The sequence below is a fragment of the Paraburkholderia youngii genome (assembly GCF_013366925.1).
Classification (GTDB): domain Bacteria; phylum Pseudomonadota; class Gammaproteobacteria; order Burkholderiales; family Burkholderiaceae; genus Paraburkholderia; species Paraburkholderia youngii.
Map to the genome: position 1 here is coordinate 2,835,898 of NZ_JAALDK010000001.1, position 25,216 is coordinate 2,861,113.

General features: G+C 65.0%; 23 protein-coding genes. 17 read left to right on the plus strand and 6 right to left on the minus strand.

The genetic code is table 11. From position 1 onward, the window contains the following. Positions 1-57: 57 nt before the first annotated feature. Positions 58-1,458: a GntP family permease gene (locus G5S42_RS13180; RefSeq protein WP_176107134.1), complete on the minus strand. Its 1,401-nt coding sequence runs from the start codon at positions 1,456-1,458 to the stop codon at positions 58-60. A gap of 329 nt (positions 1,459-1,787) precedes the next feature. Here G5S42_RS13180 and G5S42_RS13185 point away from each other — a divergent pair, with 329 nt between their 5' ends. From G5S42_RS13185 to G5S42_RS13215, 7 genes are all read left to right on the plus strand, one after another. Next, complete coding sequence (locus tag G5S42_RS13185) at positions 1,788-3,254, plus strand: sigma-54 interaction domain-containing protein (RefSeq protein ID WP_176107135.1); 1,467 nt, start codon at positions 1,788-1,790, stop codon at positions 3,252-3,254. A gap of 98 nt (positions 3,255-3,352) precedes the next feature. Continuing rightward, a complete protein-coding gene (locus G5S42_RS13190) occupies positions 3,353-3,616 on the plus strand; it encodes a hypothetical protein (RefSeq protein ID WP_176107136.1) in 264 nt (87 codons plus the stop codon). A gap of 515 nt (positions 3,617-4,131) precedes the next feature. Beyond that, a complete protein-coding gene (locus G5S42_RS13195) occupies positions 4,132-4,335 on the plus strand; it encodes a hypothetical protein (protein WP_018438439.1) in 204 nt (67 codons plus the stop codon). Positions 4,336-4,477: 142 nt separating this feature from the next. Further along, entirely contained in the window at positions 4,478-5,677 is a 1,200-nt protein-coding gene (locus G5S42_RS13200) for a serine hydrolase domain-containing protein (RefSeq protein WP_176107137.1), read from the plus strand. Between the two features lie 125 nt (positions 5,678-5,802). After that, a complete protein-coding gene (locus tag G5S42_RS13205) occupies positions 5,803-6,102 on the plus strand; it encodes an H-NS histone family protein (protein ID WP_176107138.1) in 300 nt (99 codons plus the stop codon). A 709-nt stretch (positions 6,103-6,811) separates the two neighbouring features. Continuing rightward, positions 6,812-8,413, plus strand: coding sequence for a peptide chain release factor 3 (locus G5S42_RS13210; protein ID WP_176107139.1), 1,602 nt, complete (start codon positions 6,812-6,814; stop codon positions 8,411-8,413). 172 nt (positions 8,414-8,585) lie between these two features. Beyond that, positions 8,586-11,036, plus strand: coding sequence for a bifunctional acetate--CoA ligase family protein/GNAT family N-acetyltransferase (locus tag G5S42_RS13215; protein ID WP_176107140.1), 2,451 nt, complete (start codon positions 8,586-8,588; stop codon positions 11,034-11,036). 42 nt (positions 11,037-11,078) lie between these two features. On the opposite strand, the gene G5S42_RS13220 is transcribed toward G5S42_RS13215, so the two are convergent. Together G5S42_RS13220 and G5S42_RS13225 are read right to left on the minus strand one after the other, a co-directional pair. Continuing rightward, positions 11,079-11,624: a hypothetical protein gene (locus G5S42_RS13220; RefSeq protein ID WP_013092899.1), complete on the minus strand. Its 546-nt coding sequence runs from the start codon at positions 11,622-11,624 to the stop codon at positions 11,079-11,081. Positions 11,625-11,752: 128 nt separating this feature from the next. Further along, positions 11,753-12,538, minus strand: coding sequence for an IclR family transcriptional regulator (locus G5S42_RS13225; protein ID WP_176107141.1), 786 nt, complete (start codon positions 12,536-12,538; stop codon positions 11,753-11,755). A gap of 250 nt (positions 12,539-12,788) precedes the next feature. Here G5S42_RS13225 and G5S42_RS13230 point away from each other — a divergent pair, with 250 nt between their 5' ends. Genes G5S42_RS13230 through G5S42_RS13245 form a run of 4 tightly spaced genes read left to right on the plus strand, consistent with a single transcriptional unit; the run spans position 12,789 to position 16,345 of the window. After that, positions 12,789-13,829: an aldo/keto reductase gene (locus tag G5S42_RS13230; protein ID WP_176107142.1), complete on the plus strand. Its 1,041-nt coding sequence runs from the start codon at positions 12,789-12,791 to the stop codon at positions 13,827-13,829. Between the two features lie 7 nt (positions 13,830-13,836). Beyond that, positions 13,837-14,667, plus strand: coding sequence for an amidohydrolase family protein (locus G5S42_RS13235; protein WP_176107143.1), 831 nt, complete (start codon positions 13,837-13,839; stop codon positions 14,665-14,667). A gap of 33 nt (positions 14,668-14,700) precedes the next feature. Then, entirely contained in the window at positions 14,701-15,444 is a 744-nt protein-coding gene (locus G5S42_RS13240; RefSeq protein ID WP_176107144.1) for an SDR family oxidoreductase, read from the plus strand. 52 nt (positions 15,445-15,496) lie between these two features. After that, complete coding sequence (locus tag G5S42_RS13245) at positions 15,497-16,345, plus strand: ureidoglycolate lyase (RefSeq protein WP_176107145.1); 849 nt, start codon at positions 15,497-15,499, stop codon at positions 16,343-16,345. 86 nt (positions 16,346-16,431) lie between these two features. Here the strand turns inward: G5S42_RS13245 and G5S42_RS13250 are convergent, their stop codons facing one another. Next, entirely contained in the window at positions 16,432-16,866 is a 435-nt protein-coding gene (locus G5S42_RS13250) for a PaaI family thioesterase (protein ID WP_013092905.1), read from the minus strand. 283 nt (positions 16,867-17,149) lie between these two features. Between G5S42_RS13250 and G5S42_RS13255 the strand changes: the two genes are divergently transcribed. Continuing rightward, the gene (locus G5S42_RS13255; protein ID WP_176107146.1) at positions 17,150-18,772 is read left to right on the plus strand and encodes a methyl-accepting chemotaxis protein; all 1,623 of its coding nucleotides are present in this window, start codon (positions 17,150-17,152) and stop codon (positions 18,770-18,772) included. Positions 18,773-18,902: 130 nt separating this feature from the next. Here G5S42_RS13255 and G5S42_RS13260 read toward each other — a convergent pair whose 3' ends face one another. Together G5S42_RS13260 and G5S42_RS13265 are read right to left on the minus strand one after the other, a co-directional pair. Then, positions 18,903-19,106, minus strand: a complete 204-nt coding sequence (locus G5S42_RS13260; protein WP_013092907.1) for a cold-shock protein — start codon at positions 19,104-19,106, stop codon at positions 18,903-18,905. A 298-nt stretch (positions 19,107-19,404) separates the two neighbouring features. Continuing rightward, positions 19,405-20,538: an AGE family epimerase/isomerase gene (locus G5S42_RS13265; protein ID WP_176107147.1), complete on the minus strand. Its 1,134-nt coding sequence runs from the start codon at positions 20,536-20,538 to the stop codon at positions 19,405-19,407. A 460-nt stretch (positions 20,539-20,998) separates the two neighbouring features. Here G5S42_RS13265 and G5S42_RS13270 point away from each other — a divergent pair, with 460 nt between their 5' ends. From G5S42_RS13270 to G5S42_RS13290, 5 genes are all read left to right on the plus strand, one after another. Then, a complete protein-coding gene (locus G5S42_RS13270) occupies positions 20,999-22,372 on the plus strand; it encodes a hypothetical protein (RefSeq protein WP_176107148.1) in 1,374 nt (457 codons plus the stop codon). 163 nt (positions 22,373-22,535) lie between these two features. Continuing rightward, positions 22,536-22,694: a hypothetical protein gene (locus tag G5S42_RS13275; RefSeq protein ID WP_176107149.1), complete on the plus strand. Its 159-nt coding sequence runs from the start codon at positions 22,536-22,538 to the stop codon at positions 22,692-22,694. A 431-nt stretch (positions 22,695-23,125) separates the two neighbouring features. Then, the gene (locus tag G5S42_RS13280) at positions 23,126-23,440 is read left to right on the plus strand and encodes a hypothetical protein (protein WP_176107150.1); all 315 of its coding nucleotides are present in this window, start codon (positions 23,126-23,128) and stop codon (positions 23,438-23,440) included. A 164-nt stretch (positions 23,441-23,604) separates the two neighbouring features. Further along, positions 23,605-24,531 (plus strand): 3-hydroxyacyl-CoA dehydrogenase family protein, encoded by a 927-nt coding sequence (locus G5S42_RS13285; RefSeq protein ID WP_312883564.1) that lies wholly within the window; start codon positions 23,605-23,607, stop codon positions 24,529-24,531. Between the two features lie 73 nt (positions 24,532-24,604). Continuing rightward, positions 24,605-25,216, plus strand: coding sequence for a flavin reductase family protein (locus tag G5S42_RS13290; RefSeq protein ID WP_176107152.1), 612 nt, complete (start codon positions 24,605-24,607; stop codon positions 25,214-25,216).

Consider the following 25,216-nt stretch of genomic DNA (forward strand, 5'->3'; position numbering starts at 1 on the left):
TCGAGGTGGGACTAATGCGGATCTATCAGATCAAAGTGCTGCTTTCCGGTTCGACGTTCACACGAGGCCGGTCGTGTAATACACCAGGATCACGAAGAACACCGCGAGCGTCTTGATCACCGTGACCGCGAAGATGTCGCGATACGACTGCCGGTGCGTGAGACCCGTCACCGCGAGCAGCGTAATCACCGCGCCGTTGTGCGGCAGCGTATCCATGCCGCCGCTCGCCATCGCGACCACCCGATGCAGTACTTCGAGCGGAATATTCGCGGCCTGCGCGCCCTTGATGAACGTATCGGACATCGCGGCGAGCGCAATGCTCATACCCCCCGATGCCGAACCCGTGATACCCGCCAGCGTGCTGACCGACACCGCTGCATTGACGAGCGGATTCGGAATGCTTTTCAGCGCATTGCTGACGACGAGAAAGCCCGGCAGCGCCGCGATCACACCGCCGAAGCCATATTCCGACGCGGTATTGAGCGACGCCAGCAGCGCTCCCCCCACCGCTGCCTTGGTGCCGACCGCAAAGCGGTGGCTGACGCGGCCGAACGCCGTCACGATGACCATGATGATGCCGAGCAGCAGCGCGCCCAGCACGGCCCAAATCCCCACCAGAGCCTTGACGTTCGTTTCGACCGGTGCATGCAGGCCCGGCAGGATCTCCGGCGTGACCGTGAAGGACGGGCCGTACCAGGTCGGAATCCAGCGCGTCAGCAAGAAGTTCGCGACGCCGACCACGATGAGCGGCGCGATCGCCAGCAGCGGATGCGGCAGTTCTTTCGATTCGACGCGCTCCGGCTCGTTGACGAGTTCGGTGCCGTAACCCTCGCCGGTCGCCATCGCGCCGCGGCGGCGCCATTCCAGATACGTCAGACCGACCACGATGATGAACAGCGAGCCGAGCACGCCGAGCGTCGGCGCGGCCCACGAGGTGGTCTTGAAGAACGTCGTCGGGATGATGTTCTGGATCTGCGGCGTGCCGGGCAGCGAGTCCATCGTGAACGAGAACGCGCCGAGCGCGATCGCGCCGGGCATCAGCCGCTTCGGAATGTTGCTCTGGCGATACAGCTCGGCCGCGAACGGGTAGACCGCGAACACGACGACGAACAGCGACACCCCGCCATAGGTGAGCAACGCGCACACCGCGACGATCACCGCGTTCGCGCGCGAGCGACCGATATAGCGGATCGCGGCCGCGACGATCGACTCGGAGAAGCCCGACAGCTCGATCACCTTGCCGAACACGGCGCCGAGTAGGAACACGGGGAAGTACAGCTTCACGAAGCCGACCATCTTGTCCATGAAAATACTCGTGAAGACCGGCGCGACGGCGGCGGGCTCGGTGAGCAGGACGGCGGCGAGCGCCGCGATCGGCGCGAATAGGATTACGCTGTAGCCGCGATACGCGGCCAACATCAGAAACGCCAGCGCGGCGATAACGATGAGAAAGGTCATTGAGTCTCCATAGCCTGGTTGTTCTACCTTTTTTGCCGTCCTGATCAAGCGACGGCGCGGCGCGGTCGAGATGCAGATTCCATGCCATGCCCGGCGTTTGTCCGCTGAAGCGCTGCGGCGCCTGGCGCGGGCGGGCAGCGGTGGCCCGAGGCATCGTTGGCGGATTGTACCCGGGTGTCTCCGAAACGGGACTTCAATCCGGCTAAGATCACTTGAAACCAGGGTAAGTCACGATGCATAAGGCCTGTCGCCTGTCTCTGTTTGGAGATAAATTTGTCTAGCAATTGAGATTGATTGCAAACAAAACGATAAGCGGAGACAACGACAGCATGATGACCGACTGGACGGGCCTGCCCGCCACCTACGACGACGTGCTGCGTCGGGCGATGGAATCGCTGTTTCGCACGTTCGAAAACTTCAGTGAAGGCACCTTCATCGTAGACGGGCAGGCGCGCGTTGTCTGGATCAATAAACGGTATGCGGCGCGCTTCGGCTTTTCGGACCCGCAACAGGCGATCGGCCGCGATTGCGAAGCGGTGATCCCGAACAGTCTGATGCGCGAAGTCGTCAACACTGGCAAGCCGATCCTGCTCGACATCATGGAGACCGATCGCGAGCCGCTCGTCGTCACGCGTCTGCCGCTGAAGGACGATGCCGGCGCGACGATCGGCGCGGTCGGCTTCGCGCTGTTCGACGAGCTGAAAGCGCTGTCGCCGCTGTTTTCGCAGTACTCGCGGCTGCAGCAGGAACTGATCGCGACGCGCCAGTCGCTCGCGCAGGCGCGCCGCGCGCGCTATACATTCGGCAGCTTCGTCGGCACGAGCGCGGCGTCGCTCGAAGTGAAACGCCAGGCGCGGCGCGCGGCGCAACTCGAAGCGCCGGTGCTGCTGCTCGGCGAAACCGGCACCGGCAAGGAACTGCTCGCGCATGCGATTCACGGCGGCTCGGCGCGCGCGCATAAACCGCTCGTCAGCGTCAACGTCGCGGCGATTCCCGACACGCTGCTCGAAGTCGAATTCTTCGGCGCCGCGCCCGGCGCGTACACCGGTGCGGATCGCAAGGGGCGGGTCGGCAAGTTCGAACTCGCCAACGGCGGCACGCTGTTTCTCGACGAGATCGGCGATATGCCGCTGCCATTGCAGGGCAAGCTGCTGCGCGTGCTGCAGGACAAGGAGTTCGAGCCGCTCGGCTCGAACCGCGTCGTGCGCGCGGATGTGCGGATCATCGCGGCGACCTCGGCCGATCTACCCGCGCTCGTCGCGGCCGGACGTTTTCGCGCGGATCTGTACTACCGGCTCAACGTGCTGACGATCCTCGCGCCCGCGCTGCGTGAGCGTCCATCCGACATCGAGGCGCTCGCCTACGCGATGCTCGAGGATCTGGCCGCGCAGGCGGGCGGCGGCAGCCACTTCGAATTACACGACGACGCGTTGCGTCTGCTGTGCGCGTACGACTGGCCCGGCAACGTGCGCGAGCTGCGCAACACGATGGAGCGCGCCGTGATGCTGTCCGACAGCGAACGCATCGATGCGCGCGTGCTTGCGCCGTTCATCGGCTCGGGGCAGGGTGGCGCGACGGCGTCGACGCGGACCCCGTCTGTCGCGGCTGACAGCGTGGACGTTGCGGCCGCCGCGGAACCCACTTCGTGGAGCGACGCGATGGCCGCCTTCGAAAAGCGCTTTCTGTGCGACGCGTTGCGCGCGAATGGCGGCCGCGTGATCGACACTGCCAAACAGATCGGCATGGGCCGCGCGACGCTGTACAAGAAGATCGCCGCGCACGGCATCGACGTTTGACGCGCCGCGCCCGCCGGCCGCGCGGCGCGAACTGACGCAGCACGAGGGCAGCGTGGCACAATCGCGGGATCGAAAAACAAGACGTGACCGGGGTCTCCATGAAACGCCTTTCCTTCTTCGCGCGCCGCTCGAGCATCATGCTGGCCGTCGGCGCGATCGTCGCGCTTGGCGGGTGTAGCAGCAGCGCGCCGCTGTTCCTGCCGGACGGCCGCTTAACCACGCTCGTGCAATGCCCGGTCGGTTCCGACTCGTGCTCGCAACAGGCGGCCGCCAGTTGCAATGGCGCGTTCGACGTCGTGCGGCAGTCGAGCCAGGGCGGCACGCTGAGCCTGATCTACGCGTGCCGCGCGACCGCGAAGTAAGCACCTTTAGCCGCGCCGGTGCAACGCCGGCGCGCGCGGCAGTTTCATTCGCAGGCGGCATTGGTCTTTTCACCTGTTCCAGGTGATTCCCTGCCAAGTCCCGATACGCTTGCGGTTACCACATGGCTGTCATAAATTCATGCCTAATGTGGGTCCGATCCGCGATTAGCATGCGAATTGAGTTAAGTACGCCGCACGCGGCTTTTTTACAACGTTGAGTCGCCGTACACCGATTATCCTTTGCGCCCCGACAACGACTTATCTTTACCTTCGGGGTGTCCATCGAAGTTCAGTGCGGCAGGCAACGGAACGTGAAATTTGACAGCAGTATTCTTTTTAAACCGTTGGGAATTTAACCCCGGCGAGAAGAAACTGCCGTTTTTTTCCGGCGCAGAAAATGAAGAGGAAGGTTTTCCCGCTGCTGGCGGGCATTAGTTCGGGTCGCGCGGGCCAACGCGACTTATGCTTTCGATTTTTTTGCTTCAACACTAATTCAATAGAATCCGGGGAAAGCAATGAATCATCAGCAACTCGAAAAAGATATCGAGCATCTCGAACAGATAATTTCCCATATTTCCGCAGAAGACCGTATTCCGTTGTCTTACTGGCGAAACCGCCTCCAGCACGTTTCCGGCGCGGTTATCGTGCCGGCGCAGGCAACCCGTGTCAAACGCCTCGATGCCGCGCTTTGCGCATTGGAAAAACGGCAGAAAGCCTGAGTGTCGTCACTAAGTCCGCCAATCGGAATCGGCAATCAGGAAAGCCGTCGTGTGCGCTTTCACCGGACCGGTTATATCTATCGGTTGATCGCCAAAGTGACATGGGCGCGCGCACGCTTTCTTTTACCGACACAGGACGAACATGCAGATAGCAGGGCTTGCCGCGACCCGGCTCGCGAGGGTGACGACCACGATGCAGGGCTACGTGGAGCGCGGCGAAGTGGCGGGGGTGGTGGCGCTCGTATGGCGGCGCGGCGAACTCGGCTACTTCGAACCGATAGGCCTACGCGACGAAGCCGCGCAATTGCCGATGGAGCGCGACACGCTCTTTCGCATCGCTTCGATGACGAAGCCGGTGACGAGTGCCGCGATCATGATGCTGATCGAGGAAGACCGCCTCGCGCTCGATGCGCCCGTTTCGCGGTGGCTGCCCGAGCTTGCGGCGCCGCGCGTGCTGCGTGATCCGAGCGGCCCGCTCGACCAGACCGATCCGATTCGCGCGCCGATTACGGTGCTCGACCTGCTCACGCATCGCGCGGGCTTCGCGTATCACTTCACGGCAACCGGTCCGCTCGCCGAAGCCTACTCAGCGGCTTTCAACGGCTTCGAGGCCAGCGGCAACAACAGCGCGTGCCTCGCGCGCATCGCCGCACTGCCGCTGATGTTCCAGCCCGGCTCGCGCTGGCACTACGGCGTGGCGACCGACGTGCTCGGCGTGCTGATCGAACGCGTGAGCGGCATGCCGCTCGGCGAGTTTTTCCGCACGCGCATTTTCGAGCCGCTCGGCATGCGCGACACCGCGTTCTGGGTGCCCGACGCGCAGCTTGCTCGCCTCGCCACCGCGTACAACATCGATCCGGGAACGCGGCGTCGCGTGGTCGAGGATCATGCGGCGGCGAGCCGCTGGGCCAATCCGCGGCGCTTTCAGAGCGGCGGCGGCGGGCTGGTCTCGACCGCCGAGGACTATCTGCAATTCGCGCAACTGCTGCTCGGGCGCGGTCGCGTCGGCGGCACGCGGCTGCTGTCGCATCGCTCGGTCGACCTGATGCGCAGCAATTTCCTGAGCCGCGACCAGCGCCGCCTGCCTGCGTTCGGTCACGTGATCTGGGCGGGGCAGGGCTTCGGCCTCGGCCTGTCGATCGTCGATGATCCGGCGCAGCAATTGCCGTTAGGCTATCGCTCGCTCGGCTCGTTCGGTTGGCCCGGCGCGTACGGCACGAGCTGGTTCGCCGATCCGGTCGAGAACATGATCGGCCTCATGCTGATCCAGCGCCGCTCGATCGACCCGTTCCCGATGGCCATCGACTTCGAACGCCGCGTCTACGATGCGATCGACGATTGAGCGCGGCCTTCGCGCCTGCGCTCGGCCGCGTGATTCACTATCCTGTGATTTATTCGTCTGATAGTGTCCGCTAACCATTCATCGCGATTCATCGCAGTGCGTCCAACCGAGGGGGGAACACCGGCATGGCCTCTTACAAACAGTTGACTGCGCAACTCGAAAAACTTCACAAGGAAGTCGCAGCCGCGCGCGACAAGGAAGTCGCGCAAGCTATCGCCGATATCAAGCAGAAGATTGCCGAATACGATCTGACCGCCGAAGAACTCGGCTTCACGAGCGCCGCGTCGAAGCCGCGCCGCAAGTCGTCGGCGACGGCAGTCGCCAAGTACCGCAATCCGAAGACCGGCGAAACCTGGAGCGGCCGTGGACGCTCGCCGGCCTGGCTCGTCGGGAAAAATCGCGAGCGGTTTCTGATCGAAGGTTGAATTTCGCCGTGGATGCCGATGCGTCCGTGTTCTCTGAAGTGATGCGTCGTTTGACTCGTTCCGCACCGTTGCGAAGGTCCCGAAAACGCTCACCTTTGCGTGACGCCTGAACGTGTCCAGCGAGATTCACCGATGCGTTCGAAGCTCGCGGGATGCTTCGGTGAGCCAGGCTTTGTCGCGCGACGCACCGCCGCGGGTGCGAATCATCATCGTGTCGCGCCGCTCCTCACAGCTCGCCGCAAACCCGCGCCAGCCTTTGCCGGCGGGCGTTTCCAGGCGTCGAGCCGGAGCCTGTTCGTAGCGTTGCGACGCTTTGCCGCGGTTTTCCCGCCCATCGCGGTTGTGGTGCGTGCGCCGCGACAGGTGCGTGCATGCGCTTCGCGATCCTCACCTTTGGCCGCGAATCATATCCACTGCCACAAGTCCCGAAAACACTCACCTTTGCGCGCGGGCATGCGCGGCGCGGGACGCTTGCGCGGTCGCCCCGTCCGGTGCCGCGGCCCTTTCCCCCGGCCGTCGCGCCAGACGTGTATCATTCGCACCTTGCGCCGTTTTTGCACCAGCGATTCCCGCATTGTCGAACCAGTGCCGGCCGATTCCGGCCCGCGCCCGACTCCCGCAGCTCGACGCCGCCGCGCCACGCGCGGCATACCGGCCGCCCAAAGCCGCCGGGAACCGCCCGAACCCCTTTCCGTGACCGCCAGACCCGATGTCAGTCTCCGAACTCAAACGCCGCCGCACGTTCGCGGTCATTTCCCACCCGGACGCGGGTAAAACCACGCTCACCGAAAAGCTGCTGCTGTTTTCGGGCGCGATCCAGATCGCCGGTACGGTGAAGGGCCGCAAGAGCAACCGCTACGCGACGTCCGACTGGATGGAGATCGAAAAGCAACGCGGCATTTCGGTCGCGAGCTCGGTGATGCAGTTCGAGTACGGCGATTGCGTGATCAACCTGCTCGACACGCCGGGCCACGAGGACTTTTCCGAAGATACCTACCGCGTGCTGACCGCGGTCGACGCCGCCGTGATGGTGATCGACGGCGCGAACGGCGTCGAAGCGCAGACGCTGAAGCTGCTCGAAGTCTGCCGCAGCCGCAAGACGCCGATCGTCACGTTCATCAACAAGCTCGACCGCGAAGTGCGCGAGCCGCTCGAACTGCTCGATGAAATCGAGCAGCACCTCGGCGTGGCGGCAGTGCCGTTCACGTGGCCGATCGGCATGGGCAAGGATTTTCAGGGCGTCTACGACGTCCAGCGCGATCAGGTGCGGGTGTTCCGCGCCGGCCAGGATACGGCCGGCGGCGCGGTCGAAACGCTGCAGGCACTGAGCGACGAGGAAGGCGAGCGCCGTTTCGGCCACGCGTGGGTGCGTGCGAAGGAAGAGATCGATCTGATCAGCGGCGCGACGCCCGAATTCGACCGTGAGCAGTTTTTGGCCGGGCAGCAGTCGCCGGTGCTGTTCGGCTCGGCGATCAACAACTTCGGCGTGAAGGAAATTCTCGACGCGCTGGTCGACCTCGCGCCGCCGCCGTCGATGCGTATGACCGTGCAGCGTCCGGTGCAACCGGAAGAGTCGAAGTTCACCGGCGTCGTGTTCAAGGTGCAGGCGAACATGGACCTCGCGCACCGCGACCGCGTCGCGTTCATCCGCGTGTGTTCGGGACGTTTCGAGCGCGGCATGGCGGTGAAGGTCACGCGCTCGAACAAGACGTTCCGCGCGAACAACGTGGTCACGTTCCTGTCGCAGCGTCGCGAGACGGTGAGCGAGGCGTATCCGGGCGACATCATCGGTATTCCGAATCACGGTACGCTCAGTCTCGGCGATACGCTGACCGAAGGCGAGCAGCTGCAGTTCGTCGGCCTGCCGTTCTTCGCGCCGGAAATTTTCCAGACCGTCGAAGTGGTCGATCCGATGCGCGCGAAGCAGCTCGGCGAAGCGCTGAAGCAGCTCGGCGAGGAAGGCGCGATCCAGGTGTTCCGTCCCGAAGCGGGCGGTCTGATGATTCTCGGCGCGGTCGGGCAACTGCAGTTCGAAGTGGTGTCGCACCGGCTGTCGACGGAATACAAGGTCGACGTGCGGATGGCGCCGGCGCGCTACCGGCTGTCGCGCTGGGTGACCTGCGACGATCCGGCCGAGCTGCGCCGCTTCACCGACTCGTACTCGGCGCGCATCGCGCTCGATGCGTCCGATGCGCCGACCTACCTGGCTTCGCACGTGTCGGAGATCGAGGTCGCGCAGAAGGCGTGGCCGAAGATCGTGTTCAACGAGTTGCGCGAGCACTCGGGGGCGCCGTTCAGGAAGGCGATGTAAAGCGGCGAGTCCGCTGGTTTCGAAGCTAAAAAGCCGCGTCGATCGACGCGGCTTTTTTCTTTTCGGTCGCCACGACGTCCCGGCGGCAGCGCGCGACTTCGCCTATGCTGACGGAACCACCCGCCCCGCCGCGAAGCCGGCTCCAATTCCTGTCCAACCGCATGGAGCGACCGTGACCGTTCGCAATCTCGACGCCCTGTTTCGCCCGAAATCCGTCGCCGTGATCGGCGCGTCCGAACGGCCGGGCAGCATCGGCGCGATGGTCTGGGCGCGCGTGCTCGAAGGCGGCTTCGACGGCCCGCTGTGGCCGGTCAATCCGAAGCACGCGAAGCTCGGCGTCCACCCGGTGATCTCCGACGTCAGCGATCTGCCGCAGGCGCCCACCGTCGCGGTGATCTGCACGCCGCCCGCGACATGGCCCTCGTTGATCCACAAGCTCGGCGGCATGGGCACGCGCGCCGTGATCATCGTCGGCGAGGCGCGCAGCGATGAAGACCGGCTGGAGCTGCGGCACGCGCTGTCGGCGGCGCGGCCGCATCTGTTGCGCATCGTCGGGCCGGGTAGTCTCGGCGTGGTGTCGCCGGCGCTCGGCGCGCATCTGGGCGCACCGTCTTGCACGGTCAAGGCGGGCGGCGTCGCCTGGGTGTCGCAGTCGAATGCGCTGACCAACGCGGTGCTCGGCTGGGCTCGAGCGCGCGGGCTCGGTTTTTCGCATGCGGTGGCGCTCGGAGCGGAGGCCGACGTCGATGCCGGCGACGTGCTCGATTACCTCGCGAGCGACCCCGGCACCCGCGCGATCCTGGTCGAACTCGACAGCGTGCGGGCGGCGCGCAAGTTCATGTCGGCCGCGCGCGCGGCGGCGCGCAACAAGCCGGTGCTCGCGCTGCGCTCCGGCCGCGACGATCCCGCCGACGGTCTCTATACAGCGGCGTTCCGGCGCGCGGGCCTCGTGCGCGTCGACGCGCTCGACGATCTGCTCGACGAAATCGAAACCCTCGGCGTCGGCCGTGTGGCGGCGGGCGCCACCGCGACGCTGATTACCAGCGACCGGGGTCTCGCGACGCTCGCGCGCGACGCATTCAGCGCCGCCGGCGGCCTGCTCGCGCCGTGGCCGGCCGCGGCGTCGGACGCGCTGCGCGAAGCGCTGCCGCTCGCGGTGGGCGGCAATCCGCTGCTGCTCGGCGACGGCGCTCGTCCTGAGCACTTCGGCACCGCGCTGAAGCTGCTCGGCGAGTATCGCGAGACCGGCACCGCCGTCGTGGTGCACGCATCGACGCATGGCGCGCCCGTCGACGACGTCGCGCAGGCGCTGATCGAGCATCAGCGCTTTGCGTATCGCGGGCTGCTCGCATGCTTCTTCGGCGGTGTCGATGCGGCGAGGCGCGACGCGCTGCATGCGCAGGGCATCCCGGTGCACACGACGCCGCAGCGGCTCGCGCGCGCGTTCGCCCGTCTGGTCGATTACCGGCTGGGTCGCGAATTGCTGATGCAAACGCCGGAAGGCCTGCCCGCGCAGATTCCCGAGTCGATCGACGCCGCCCAGGCGCAGGCTCGCGAAGCGTTGGCGGCGGGCGAAAGCGAGCTCGCCGGGGACGCGGCGGCGCGGTTTCTGGCGCGATTCGGGTTGCAGGTGGAGGGTGTGGAAGAAGGGGGCGCCACTGCGCCCGGCCCCGCTGCGCCGTGCGCCGATGCCGACAGCGCGACAAAACCCATCGTCGACGTCGCCGTTGAACTGCACGACGACGACAACTTCGGCCCCGTGTTCCGCTTCGCCGCGCCGCCGATCGACGGCGTTTCCAGCGGGTTGCACGTGTACGGCCTGCCGCCGCTCAATCCGATGCTCGCGCGCGATATCGTCACCCGTTCGCAATACGCGAGGCTGGTCGCGCCGGAGCCGACGCTCGCCGCGTTGACGGCATTGTCGCAAGCGGTTTGCGACGTGCGCGAGATCGTCGGCCTGTCGTTGAAGCTGAGGGTCTACCCGGACCGCGTGACGGTGGTCGATCCGGTGTTGCGGGTCGGCGGGAAGCGCAGCCGTCTCGCGATCGTGCCGTATCCGCGCCGCTTCGAGGAAACGATCGACTGGCAGGGTATGCGTATAACGGTACGGCCGATTCGCCCGGAAGACGAAAACGCGCATCGCGAGTTCGTGAACGCGATGACGCCGGAAGATTTGCGGCTGCGTTTTTTCGGTGCGGTCGGCGCGTTCGACCACTCGCAACTCGCGCGCATGACGCAGATCGATTACGACCGGGAAATGGCGCTGATCGCGACGGTCGAGAACGAAGACGGCGTCGCGCAGACGCTCGGCGTGGTGCGCGCGGTGGCCGATCCCGACAACGAGACAGCCGAATTCGCGGTGACCGTGCGCTCGGACCAGAAGGGGCGCCGCCTCGGCCAGTTGCTGATGCAGCGGATCATTGCATACGCGCGGGCGCGCGATACGCACTGGCTGATCGGTGAGGCGCTGCGCGAGAACACCGCGATGATCGCGCTGGCGAAGGCCAGCGGCTTCACGATCACGCGGACCGAAGACCCCGGCGTGGTCGGCTTCCGGATGGCGCTCGACGAAACGGCGGGGGCGGAGCCGAAGTCCGCCGCGCAGAATCAGCCGGGGGTTTGAGCGGCTTAGGTCGCGAGCCGCTCAACGCACGGCTTCATCACCTCACGCCGCCAGCTTCTGCGCCGCCTCATCGACTTGCGCGCGCGTGACCGACAGCTCATCGAGCCATGCCTGCGCATACACCGCCCCGGTTTCGCGCTCGAGCCGCGCGATCGTCGCGGCGCAGCGGTTCGCGTCCTTCAGCGTCGAAATGAACGATTTCACCGACTCGCCGCCCTTGAACGCGTCGAACAGCGGCACGCGAATTTCATCGGGCAGCGGGCGGGTGGTCCATTGGTACGGCTTGCCGTTGAACGTCAGCGACGGCGGCAGCACGCGCTCCTTGCGCGCGGCCGGAATCAGGCCGTAGGTGCGCGCCGCTTCGCCGATCTGCTCGGGCGAAAACAGCTCGTCGGGCGTGATGTCGAATTGCTGGATGAAGGTCTCGATGCTTTGCATCGCGGCGGCGCGGTCGTCGCGGCGCTTCTGCGCGTGAGCGACGATGTCGCGCAGTTCGTCGGCTTCTGCCGCGGTGATCGTGAAGCTCGACTGCTTCTGCTGGAGTTCGGAAAAACGCTGGAATTCGGAATCGGTCAGAAGTTTGGCCATTGCTCAATCGATGCGCGCGCATGAGCCCGTCATGCGGCGATATTTTGGAAGGGCCGCCATTCTAAACCAAGTGCGCGTGCGTGCAGCCGCACGAACGTCGTCGCGCAACTTGCCGCGCACCTTGTCGATCACGCGGCCTGCTCGCGGAACATCGACAGCGCTTGCACCGTGTCGCGCAGCAGCGTGGTGGCCGCTTCGAGCGTCGGCGCGACATATTCGTCGATCCGCCGCAGATACGGACAGGTGAGCACCGCGATCGCCTGTCCCGACGGCGCGAGGATTGGGAACGTCACGTCGGTGACGCCGAAGGTCTGCTGGCTGTCCTTCTGCCAGAAGCCCGCCGCGCGGATGCGTTCGCAGGCCTCCTCCAGCGCGTCGCGATCGAGCGTCACTTCGCCCTTCACCTTGGTGTGCTCGGCAAGCATCTGCTGACGCTGCTCGACGCTCTGGAACGCGAGCATCACGCGTCCCGAGCCGGTGTCGATCAGACCGACCCGCGAGCCGAGCCGCACCGACATGCCCCAGGAGCCCGGTCCGTCGACCTGCGCGATCACCAGCAGGTTGCCGCGGTCGTAGACGACCAGGTGGCACGACTGTTCGGCCGCGTCGGCGAAACGCTGCATCAGCGGCAGCGCTTCGGCGATCAGCCGGTTCATCGGCGGATGACGGTGCGCGAGCGCGAACAGCTTCAGGCTCAGCGAGTAGCGGTCGCCGGCCGCCGAGCGCACCACGTATTGACGCGCGACGAGGCGTTCGAGCATCCGGTACATCTCGCTCGCATTGCGGCCCAGGTGGCGCGTGATTTCGGCGCGCGTGAGTCCTTCCTTCTGCTCGGACAGCAGCTCGAGAATGTCGAGGCCTTTATCCAGTGCGGGGGCGCGGTAGCGGTCGTCGTCTTTGTCTTCGGCGTCCATCGTGAGGGTAGGGGATCTCGTCGGGATTTCTTATTATCTGGCGCGCGCGCAGCGTTTCGCGAACTGAATGTCTGCTGTCCAGGGAAAACCCCGGGCATCGCGTCGCGCAGTTTTCTTGACTTGGAAAAATTCGAATATGAATAATACGTTCATTGGTGAATGAATGTACGGGTGAGCGAGGCGCGCCTTTTCTGGCTGCGCATTGGGCCCGTCGCATGGTAAAAACACCACAAAATAGGGAGACACGCTCATGTCGGCATCGATCGGATCCAGGATCGGGCAACGGCGCCGGATCGGCCGCGGCTCGTTGCAGGTGAGCGGACTAGGGCTCGGCACGGCGCCGCTCGGCGGCCTGTATCGCGACCTGTCCGAGGAGGAGGCCCATGCGACCATCGCCGCCGCCTGGGACGCGGGCGTGCGCTACTTCGACACCGCGCCGCACTACGGCAACACCAAGGCCGAGCATCGGCTCGGCGCCGCGTTGCGCCACTATCCGCGCGGCGAATATGTGCTGTCGACCAAGGTCGGCCGCCGCTTCGTGCCGCGCACGTCGCCATTCGACGACCGCGAAGGCTGGCAGAATCCGCTGCCGTTCGAAGCGATCTACGACTATACGCACGACGGCATTCTGCGTTCGTTCGAGGACAGCCAGCAGCGCCTCGGCATCGTCGATATCGACATCCTGCTCGTGCATGACATCGGCCGCGTCACGCACGGCGACCGGCATCCGCACTACTGGCGGCAACTGACCGAAGGCGGCGGTTTCCGCGCGCTGGAGCGCCTGCGTTCGACCGGCGCGATCAAGGCGGTCGGCCTCGGTGTCAACGAAGGCGCGGTGATTCTCGACGCGATGGCCGAGTGCGATATCGATTGCGCGTTGCTCGCGGGGCGTTATACGCTGCTCGAGCAGACCACCCTCGATGACCTGCTGCCCGCCTGCGAGGCGCGCGGCGTCAGCATTCTGCTCGGCGGCGCGTTCAATTCGGGCATTCTGGCGCGCGGCGTCGAAGGCGATCTGAAATTCAATTACGGCGCAGCGCCGCCCGAGGTGATCGAGCGCGTCGCGCGTCTGGAGGCGGTATGCCGCGCGCACAATGTGCCGCTCGCCGCTGCCGCGTTGCAGTTTCCGTATGCGCATCCGGCGGTCGCCACCGTGCTGACCGGCGCGCGCAGTGCCGACGAATTGCGCGAGAACGTCGCGTCGTTCGAGCAGCCGATCCCCGCGGCCTTGTGGTCCGCATTGCGCGACGCGGGCCTGCTCGACCCGCGCGCGCCCGCGCCCGAGGACTGAACCGACCATGCCGATCGACGCTCACCAGCACTACTGGGACCCCGCGCGGGGCGACTACGAGTGGCTGACACCGGAGCTGAAAATTCTCTACCGGCCGTTCGGGCCTGATGATCTGAAGCCGTTGCGCGAACAGGCCGGCATCGAGCGGACCGTGGTCGTGCAGGCCGCGCCGACGCTCGACGAAACCCGCTACCTGCTCGACATCGCGCGGCACGAGCCGTCGATCGCGGGCGTGGTCGGCTGGGTGCCGCTGCTGTTGCCGAACGCGCCCGATCTGATCGAGGCGCTCGCGCGCGAGCCGAAGTTCAAGGGCGTGCGGCCGATGCTGCAGGACCTGCCCGACGACGGCTGGATCGCGAACCCCGACCTCACGCCGGCGATCGACGCACTGATCGCGCACGACCTCGCGTTCGATGCGTTGATCTACGCGCGTCACGTGCAGTACGTCGAGATTTTCGCGCAGCGTTTTCCGGCGTTGCGCATGGTGGTCGATCATGGCGCGAAGCCGCCGATCCGCTTCGGCCCGGCGGGCTACGATGTGTGGCGCGATGCGATTGCCCGGCTCGCCGCATTCCCTCAGGTGCACTGCAAGCTGTCTGGTCTCGCGACCGAGGCGTCGCCCGGCTGGACCGAGGACACGCTGCGGCCCTACGTCGAGCATCTGCTGAACACTTTCGGCCCGGCGCGGCTGATGTGGGGCAGCGACTGGCCCGTGCTCGAACTGAACGGCGACTATCTGCTGTGGCATTCGGTGGCGACCACGCTGCTCGCGTCGTTGAGCGACGCCGAGCGCGACGCCGTGTTCGGCGAGAACGCCGCCGCGTTTTACCGGCTTTGATTTCGTTAGCAGCCCATTCAACTGGAGTCGTAGATGACACAAAGACTGGCCGGCAAAACGGCCCTGATCACCGCGGCGGGACAAGGTATCGGTCTCGCCACCGCCGAACTGTTCGCGCGCGAAGGCGCGCGCGTGATCGCCACCGATATCCGCATCGACGGACTCGCTGGCAAGCCGGTCGAGGCGCGCAAGCTCGACGTGCTCGACGGCGCGGCGATCAAGGCGCTCGCCGCGGAAGTCGGCACGATCGACGTGCTGTTCAACTGCGCGGGCTACGTGCATGCGGGCAATATCCTCGAATGCAGCGAGGAGGACTGGGATTTCGCGTTCGACCTCAACGCGAAGGCGATGTACCGTATGATTCGCGCGTTCTTGCCAGCCATGTTGGAGAAGGGCGGCGGCTCGATCATCAACATGTCGTCGGCGGCGTCGAGCGTGAAGGGCGTGCCGAACCGCTTCGCGTACGGTGCGTCGAAAGCCGCAGTGGTCGGGCTGACGAAGTCCGTCGCCGCGGATTTCGTCACGCGTGGTGTACGCTGTAACGCGATTTGCCCGGGCACGGTGTCCTCGCCGTCGCTCGAACAGCGAATCGCCGCGCAGGCTCAGGCGCAGGGCGCGTCGGTCGATGCGGTGCAGGCCGCGTTCGTCGCGCGTCAGCCGATGGGCCGCATCGGCAAGCCGGAGGAAATCGCCGCGCTCGCGCTGTATCTCGCGTCCGACGAGTCGTCGTTCACGACGGGCCAGCTCCATGTGATCGACGGCGGATGGTCGAACTGATTCTGATTGGTTGACGAACCGAACACTACTGAACGTAAAGGAAAGTGCAACGATGAAACTGCTTCGTTATGGGCCGAAGGGCCAAGAAAAGCCGGGCCTGCTGGACGCGCAAGGCAAGATTCGCGATCTGTCGAAGGTGGTGGGCGATATCGACGGCGCTGTGCTCGGCGATGAAAGCCTCGCCAAACTGCGCGCGCTCGATCCGGCAACGCTGCCGCTCGTCGAAGGAAATCCGCGCGTGGGCCCGTGCGTCGGCAAGATCGGCAAGTTCATCTGCATCGGCCTGAACTACGCGGATCACGCGGCGGAATCGAATCTGCCGGTGCCGGCCGAACCGGTCATCTTCAACAAGTGGACGAGCGCGATCAGCGGCCCGAACGACGACATCGAAATCCCGCGCGGCTCGAAGAAGACCGACTGGGAAGTGGAACTCGGCGTCGTGATCGGCAAGGCGGCGAAGTACGTCGACGAAGCGAACGCGCTCGAGCACGTGGCCGGCTACTGCGTCGTCAACGACGTGTCGGAGCGCGAATGGCAGATCGAGCGCGGCGGCACGTGGGACAAGGGCAAGGGCTTCGACACGTTCGGCCCGATCGGCCCGTGGGTCGTCACGCGCGATGAAGTCGCCGATCCGCAGAACCTGAGCCTGTGGCTGGAAGTGGACGGCCATCGCTACCAGAACGGCAGCACGAAGACGATGATCTTCAGTGTCGCGAAGCTGGTGTCGTATGTGTCGCAGTGCATGAGCCTGCAGCCGGGCGACGTGATCTCGACCGGCACGCCGCCGGGCGTCGGCATGGGCGTGAAGCCGAACCCGGTATTCCTGAAGCCGGGGCAGACGGTGCGTCTGGGTATCGAAGGGCTGGGCGAGCAGACGCAGAAGACTTACGCGGCGGAGTAACGCGCTTTCTCTTCCTGTCTTGTCGCTGTGAAATGCGAGGCCGTTCCTGTTACGCGCAGGAGCGGCCTTTTTCATGCCGCGCGGCTTTAATTGCCCGCCTCCTGCTCTCCATTCTCCCCAATCCGATTGACGGTCCCCTGCGCAACCGCCACCAGCTTCTCGCGATTCCCCTCCATCACGAACACGCTGCACTGGCAGGTCGCCTGATGCCGGCCCGCATAGACGACGCTGGCGCGCGCGATCAGCGTGCCCTTCACCGCCGGGCGCAGATAGTTGATCTTGTATTCACCGGTCACGACTCGCGGACCCAGCGACAGCGCGCCCGCGAACGTCAACGCATTGTCGGCGAGATAACTGATGACGCCGCCATGCACGAAGCCATGCTGCTGCCGCAGTTCATCGCGAATCGGCAGACACAGGGTGAGCTCTTCGCTGCTGGCGTGCATCAACTCCGCGCCTAGCAGCATGCTGAACGGCTGGGCGTGCAGTGCGCCGCGCGCCCGGTCGAGTAGGTCGGTCATCGTGGTTCCTTCGTGCAGGGTCGGGGTGGTGCATCGGTGCAGCAGTACATCCGCACGGCGAGCGCCACGCGGTCCCTACCCACTCTAGGAAGTGCCGCTGCACTGCGCAAGGTGATTCCTCGCGATGAACGGAGCATTGTTGCGCAAAACGACCACAATCGCGACGATCGCCGATGAAACGTGCACGTAGGGCGCTTTTTGCGGGATTTGACCTCAAGCCATTAATCGGGCTGCCGTTAACCCTGGTGTAGCCTCCGTCATCCTTTGTTCCCAGGTGTCCCCGATGTTCAGCAAGATCAAGGTCGCATCCGGCCTGCTATGTGTTCTGGCCGCGTTCTGCGTCTTCCAGCTCGTCACGGTAGGGTTGGGGTTCTGGTCGCTGACCCGCACGCACGACGACGTCGGCGATCTGGCGAGCATCGCGCTGAAGCAGGTCGACGCGGTCAACCAGACGACGCAGCGCCTGATGGACGCGCGCATCAACCTGTCGCGCGCCGGCACGCGCATGGTGCGCGGCGGCGCCGAGCCGACGGACATCGTGCAGCACGCTCGCGAACAGCTCGCCGCCGCCGATCAGTCTTTCGCGGGCTTCATGAGCGCCCAGAAGACCAGCGACGAAGACAGCGCGCGCGCCACCGCGCTCGCCGAACGCTACAAGACGCTGCACGGCGCGCTCGCGGAGCTCGTGCAGTATCTCGACTCGAACAACATTCAGGCCTTCCTCTATCAACCCACGCAATCGTTTCAGGACGCCTATCTGGCGGAAGTGCACAACTTCGAGCAATTCGGCGACGCCGCGAGCCGCGCGTCGCTAGCTTCGATCGATGCGCGCGTGGCGGCGTTTCGCATCGTCAGCGTGGTGATTCTGCTCGTGCTGGTCGCCGGCACGCTTGCCGTCTATACGGCGCTGCGCCGCGGCGTCGTGGCACCGCTCGAGGAGGCGGGCCGCCACTTCGAGCGCATCGCGCAAGGCCGTCTCGATCAACCGATCGCCGCGCGCGGCAGCAACGAAATCGGCCGCCTGTTCTCCGGCCTCGCGACGATGCAGGCGAGCGTCGCACGCACCGTCAGTAGCGTGCGCGAATCGGCCGACTCGATCCATCTCGGCGCCAACGAAATCGCGACCGGCAACGCCGATCTGTCCGCACGTACCGAAAACCAGGCGGCATCGCTCGAGGAAACGGCGTCGAGCATGGAAGAACTGACGGCGACCGTGCGCCAGAACGCCGATCACGCGCGCGAAGCCAACGCGCTCGCCGAGACCGCGCTCGATGCAACGTCGCGCGGCAGCGAAGTCGTCAACCAGGTGGTCGACAAGATGCGCGGCATCGCGCAGAGCTCGGACAAAATCGCCGAGATCATTTCGGTGATCGACGGTATCGCGTTCCAGACCAACATCCTCGCGCTCAATGCCGCCGTCGAGGCGGCGCGTGCCGGAGAGCAGGGCCGGGGCTTCGCGGTCGTGGCCGGCGAAGTGCGCGGCCTCGCGCAACGCAGCGCGCAATCGGCGAAGGAAATCAAGACGCTGATCAGCGAATCGGTCGCGGAGATTCAGGGCGGCTCGGCGCTGGTCGAGCGCGCCGGCGAAGCGATGAGCCATGTGTCGGCGTCGATCTCGCGCGTCACGCAGATGATGGCCGAAATCAGCGCGTCGTCGCTCGAGCAGAGCACCGGCATCGAGCAGGTGAACCAGGCGGTCGTGCAGATGGACGAGATGACGCAGCAAAACGCGGCGCTCGTCGAGCAGGCCGCAGCGGCGGCTGCTTCGCTGCATCAGCAGACCGAGCAATTGAAACAGGCCGTTTCCGTGTTCGAAATTTCTGAAAGTGTGTTGCGCACGCAACAGCGCAGTCCAATGTCCGCAGTAAATGCTGAATTCGCATTAACCGGAATGCATGCGCTTTAAGCAGCGACGCTTGAAAACGCGACGCGGAAATAGAAAATGGCCCGCGTAAAGCGAGCCATTTGCATTAGACGCAGGGGCCTTTAGAGGCCTATCGTGACGCCCAAGTCTGTCTCAAAGTACCTGAAGGTACTTAGATCGACTGGATGTTTGCAGCCTGCTTGCCCTTCGGGCCTTGCTTGACTTCGAACGACACTTTCTGGTTCTCCTGCAGGGACTTGAAGCCCGATGCCTGGATTTCCGAGAAGTGTGCAAACAGGTCTTCGCCGCCGTCGTCCGGGGTGATGAAGCCGAAGCCCTTTGCATCGTTAAACCACTTAACAGTACCTGTTGCCATTTTTGATCCAAATAAATGTTGTGTATTGCATCGCGACCGCATTGCTCGAATGCAAAGCGAGCGCGAGGGAAGAGTTGTATCACGTCTTTATGACAGACGCCAATCAACATGCATCCGGGTATTCCCGGTTTGGATGTTTTTTCGCGCTTTGGGAACGTTTGGCGAGAACTTTTTTCGCGCCAGGGTTTACCAGCGGCATTAATTTCCTCGCGACCCGGCGGCGGATCGTCGTCCATGCATGCGGCTCTTTATTGAGACGATCGAGCGTTCAATTTCGTTTATCGATGTCCAAATTCGGCTAAGTTTCCGCGCCCGATTCGGCACCCTCGGGCAGCGCCGCGTAGGCGGTAGCCAAGTGATAAGGCGTGGTTGACGGCATGTCGGCGCGCGCAACTTCACCGCTCGCCGTCTTGCATTCGAACCACCCATGTTCATGCAAAAAGCATCGCTGAAAACGCGCGATCTGTTGCGGTAGCGCCGCGCGCACGGCCGGATCGTCGTGAGAGGCGAGCGCACGCAGGTATTCCGTCTGCGCCCAGATCCGCTGAGTCGCGTCGCTGACATTGCCAGCCTCGTCGAGCGATGCGCACACCCCGCCGTTGTTCGGGTCCACACCATGCTGCTGCGCGAAGGCGAAAGCGCGCGCCAGCGCTTCCGTTAGCCCCGTTCCGTCGAACAGCGCGCCCGCCTGCCTGACCAGCCAGTACCACTCGAACTGATGTCCCGGCTCCAGACGATTGCCGCTCGCACCGATCGGCAGTTCGGCGATGCAGCCGCTCGGCGCATGCACGAAGTGTCGCGCGACCGCGCCAGCGAGGCGGCGCAACGCGGCGCCAAAGACGTTATCGCGCGTCGCCTGGCAGGCGGCGAGCCACGCTTCGGTCAGGTGCATCAGCGGATTCTGCAGCGGCGTGGCGGTGACTTTCGAAAAGTCGACGTTCAGCGCGGCGTTGAACAGATCGCCGTCGGCCGCGAAGTTCGACTGGATCAGCGCGGTCGTGCTGTGTACGAGCTTCAGCGCGTCGACGTTGGCGGAGCGCCGCGCGTATTCCGCGCAAGCGAACACGACGAACGCGTGCGTGTAGAGGTCCTTCGTCGTGTCGAGCGGCACGCCGAGCGCGTCGACGCTATAAAACCATCCGCCGTGGTTGGCGTCCCGAAAGGTGCGCGTCAGCGAATCGAACAGCACGCGCGCGTGTTCCATGTCGCCCGCTTGCGCAAACGTGAACAACTGCCGCGCGCACGCCATCGCCCGATAGCGTTGCGCGGGCAAAGGCTCGGCTCCGGTGGCGTCAAGCGCTTCGTAGGGCAGCTGCAACGCGTGGTTGAAGCCGGGCCCGCGCCACATCGGCAGCACCACGTTCGCGAAGTGCTCGCGCAGCGCGTTCGCGGCGGTGGTCGTCGAAGCGGGGGGAGGGGTCGTGCTTGGCATGGTCGGTTGGTTCGGGCGCGTAACGTGCGCAGTGTATCGAGGCGGCGCTCAAGGTGGCGGCTCAGGGGTCCGCTCGGCCGGGTCGCTGTGGTCTGCGGCCTAGCATAAAGCAAACGCCTCGCGCTGACACCTCGAGTCAAGCATCCGGAATGCTCGACGCCTACGAGGCGTGACGTGCGTTGAGCCTTCGCTGCCGCTCATTTCAAATAAGGAGGAACGACGATGCTCGGTGATCTGATACGGGTCGATCTGCGCGCGCCTTCGGCAATTGCACGTGCGGGAATTCCGCAGCGACGACGCGAGGTCGTGAAACGCGCGAGGAGCTCGAAAGCGCGCAAATCGTCGGGGAATGGCTTCGGCGCGGGCGGAGCGCCATGCGACAATGCTGGCTCTAAATATTCCAACGGCAATGACGAGCGGCATCCGGCGCCCGTTCCTGGCGACGACCGCTTTTTCCTCTATGGCAGATTCCGCAGCATCCCCTCAGTCCAGGCCCCGGCGCGTCGCTTCGAAGAAGCAGCGGCAGGGCGCCGTCTCCACTGAAACCGAAAACAAGCTGGCGCGCGCGGCGCGCTCGGCGCAACGCCTCGCGCAACTGAGCGGCGTCGCGCGCGACGACAGCACGCTCGACCTGTTCCCCGACGATCCCACCCGCGCGACGCTCGAAGCGATGAACATCGACGTCCGCCAAGGCACGCTGCACGGGTTCGAATTGCCGGACGTGGTGCTGCAGGCGGTCGGCGCATTCGATGAACACATGGCGCTCGACAAGACTGCGCGCCGCGCACCGCGTGCTGCGAAACTGGATGTACCGATGCCGGTGAACGAGCAGTTGAGCGGTTTTGACGTCGAACCGGCGATGGCGGCGGCGGATGCGCCCGCAAGCAAGCCCGCGAACGGCGCCTCCGACGATGCAACGCCGAACGCCGGAGCAAACACCGACGACAAACTCACCCCACCTTCGCGTGAGTCATCCGCGCCGCTGAGCTCGGCGATGGCCGCCGCGACCGTCGCGCGCAGCGTGACCGCATTGCGTCAGGCGGCTGAAGCGGAGTCGGCAGCGACGGCGGGCGCGGGCAAGCCGCAGCCGCGTTTCGCCGCGACCTTTGCGAAAGCCGCGACGGCATCGCGCGATGCGACTGCGGCTGCGATTCCAGCCTCGTCCGCAACGTCCGCCGCGACCGACGACGACAGTAGCGCGCGCAAGTCCACCAACGAGTCCGTGACGCGTACTCAGTCCGCCTCGCCAGAGGCTGTGACGCCGAAACAGGACGACAAGTCCTCGACCACCGCGCCGTTGACGACACCCCGGCCCGCGTCCGCAGACAACCACACCGGATTCGCCACGTCATGGCGTGACGCGCGCCGCACCGACACGGCTGCCACCGCGCTACGCTCGGAACCGGAACTCGACCGCGCGCGTGCCACCGCGTTCGCCGATACGGTCGATGCGCTCTATGGCGTGATCGCCGATCAGCGCCGCGCCGCGACCGATCATTCGCGGCGCGTGAAATGGATGCTGTCGATCGTGGTCGGTGCACTGCTGGTGACGGTGGCGATCGGCATCGCGCAGACGCTGCTGCTGATGCGCCTCACGCACGAGACGACGGCCCAGCAACAGCGCATCGAACAGATGATGCAGAACCAGCAAGCGGCGATGGTGAGCCTGCTCGACGCGCATACGGCGATGGCCGCGACGGCGAAGGCGGCGTCGGCGACCGCCGCCGTCACGCCCCCCACCGCCGCGCTTCCCAACGCGCCCCTACAGCCCAGCGCTGCGCCGACACACGCGAGGCATGCTCGCGCTCAGCACGGCCGTCCACCCGGTCGTTGAATCGGGGGATGTTGTCGCGATGCAACACCTCCCGGCCCCGTGACACCGCGACAACGACCGCACCGAAATTTTGCTGCATTGCACTAGCTTTTTCCTAGGGAAAACCCCTATAATCATGGCTAAGGGAAAACCCTAGCAATGCAGTCACTAACCGGGAGTCGCCATGAGCTTCATCTTTGCACTGTTCCAAAAGATCAGCGACCTCTTTGCGTCGCCTCATCTGCCGCTGGATTCGGACTATTCGTATGCGGCGCGTGCCCGCGAAGCGGAGCGTCTGCGCCGCGCGCAGTCCACGCTATTCGGCATCAAACTGACGGACTAAGTCCAGCCGTACAGTCCTCAGCGCGACACGACGCGCTGGGGCGCGCACCTCGGGTGCGCTATTCATTGAGCCACTATTCGCGAAATGCGAATCGTGGCTTTTTGTTTTTTGGGCGGCGTTTTACCGCGATGCACCATTGCGCTTGCGGAATATTTCGGGGCCGAAATGAATGTAACCGGCTTTCATGCTGGTGTGGCGGGTAGAACGACAGCGACGCCGTGTAAGCCTTGTTCAATGCAGTGAGAAAGCGAAATCGAGCTTCCGTCAGCCGCCTCCGACTATGAAATGTGCGCTTACAAGTGCTAACGTCTTCACGCGATGCGGGCCGCTAAAGTGGGTCTCAAGCGTACGGCGTCTGGTTCGGAAGTGAATCGCACGATCCGGGCAAACACGGACGCTGGCCTGGAATAACACTTTGACGGGAGGTCATTATGAAAACCTTTGGCAAGGCATCGCGCTCGCTGATCGCAACGCTGCTCGCGGGCGGCGCGCTCGTCGCGGCTGGTAGCGCATTCGCGCAAGACCGCGTGATCGTCGAGCACCGCCCGGCGCCGGTCGTGTACGATCAACCGCACATGATGCCGGCGGGGGTATCGGTCAACATCGGCTGGCACGGCGATCGTTATTGGGACGGCCACCGCTACTGGGCGCACGACGACTGGATGCGCCGTCATCCGCGCGACTACGATCCGCACCATCGAGACGGCTATCACGACGATCACCGCCCGCCGCCCCCGCGCTACTAATGCGCACCTGACCGCGCCGCAACAGGCGGCGTGAGTCCACGAAGCCGGTCTTCCCTCCACGGAAAGACCGGCTTCGTCGCATTTGGCCTTGCAAGTCCCACCGGGGGAATGCAGCGTGCTGCGCTATGCTTCGGGACTTTGATCGATGGTAGCGGGGAGTGCGTGTGGACAAGACGACGCAGGACGTGGCGATAGGGGTGGTGGGCACCGGACTGATGGGTGTCGGCATTGCGACGCAGGCCGCGCTGCATGGATACCGGACGATCGTTCACGACGTCGATCCGGCCCGGCTCGCGAGCGTCGCGCCGAAAGCGCAAGCGGTGCTCGACGAGCTGATCGACGCGGGCCGGATCGACGATGCCGCCAAACAGGCGGCGCTCGCGCGCATCGAAACGCATGCGCAGCTCGCCGCGGTCGCGCAAGCGCGCTTCGTGATCGAGGCGATTCCCGAGGTGCTCGAACTCAAGCATCGCCTTTACGCGACACTGACCGGCCTGCTCGCCGACGATGCGATCCTCGCGAGCAACACCAGCGGCTTCCCGCCCGACCAGCTCGCCACCCCGCTGCGTGCGAAGGAACGCTTCGTGATCGCGCATTTCTGGAACCCGCCGCACATGATTCCGCTCGTCGAGGTCGTGCCGGGCACCGAGACCGCGCCCGAAGTCGTGCAGCAAACCGCCGGGCTGATGAGCGCGATCGGCATGGAGCCGGTCGTGCTCGCGAAGGCGATTGCTGGCTTCGTCGGCAATCGGCTGCAGTTCGCGGTGCTGCGCGAGGCCTTACATATCGTGCGTTCGGGGGCGGCAACGCCCGAAGTCGTCGATCGCGTGATGAAGTCTTCGCTCGGACGCCGCTGGGGCATCGTCGGACCGTTCGAAAGCGCGGATATGGGCGGGCTCGACACCTTCGTCGACATCGCGTCGCATCTGATGCCGCAACTCGCGAAGGACGAGGACGTGATCGATCTGCTGCGCGCGCAGGTCGACGCCGGGCGGGTCGGCGTGCGCAGCGGCGCGGGTTTTCATGACTGGGACGAAGCGCGGATCGCGCGGGTCAAGGAGGGGCGCAAGCGCGTGATCGGGCGCGGCTAGTGCTGTATAAGTAGCCGTTCCGGATCTGCTTCTGCGCCGCTTTTTGTGCTGACCATCACACGAGTCTCAAGTCATGTCTCACTACTTCTACGATCCCGCCGCCGGTCACGGCCTGCCGCACGATCCTTTCAAGGCGATCGTCGCGCCACGGCTGATCGGCTGGATTTCGTCGCGCGATGCGCAAGGCGCGCTCAACCTTGCGCCATACAGCTTTTTCGGCGCGTTCGCGACCTTTCCGCCGATCATCGGTTTCAGCAGCGAGGGCCGCAAGGACAGCCTCGCCAACATCGAGGCGACCGGTGAATTCGTGTGGAATCTCGCCACCCGGCCGCTTGCCGAGCAGATGAACCGCTCGTCGGCGCCGGTCACGCCGCACGTCGACGAGTTCGCACTGGCCGGGCTCACGCCCGCGCCGGGCCGCAACGTGGCGGTGCCGCACGTGGCCGAATCGCCCGCTGCGCTCGAATGCAAGCTGCTGCAGATCGTGCGTCTGCATGATGTCGACGGCAAGCCGCTGGACAACTATCTGTCGCTCGGCCAGGTGGTCGGCGTGCATATCGACGAGGCCTATCTGAAGGACGGCCTGTTCGACACGCACGCCGCGCAGCCGATCATGCGCGCGGGCTATCGCGCCGACTATGCGCAGATCGGCGAGATGTTCCAGATGATCCGGCCAACGGCCTGA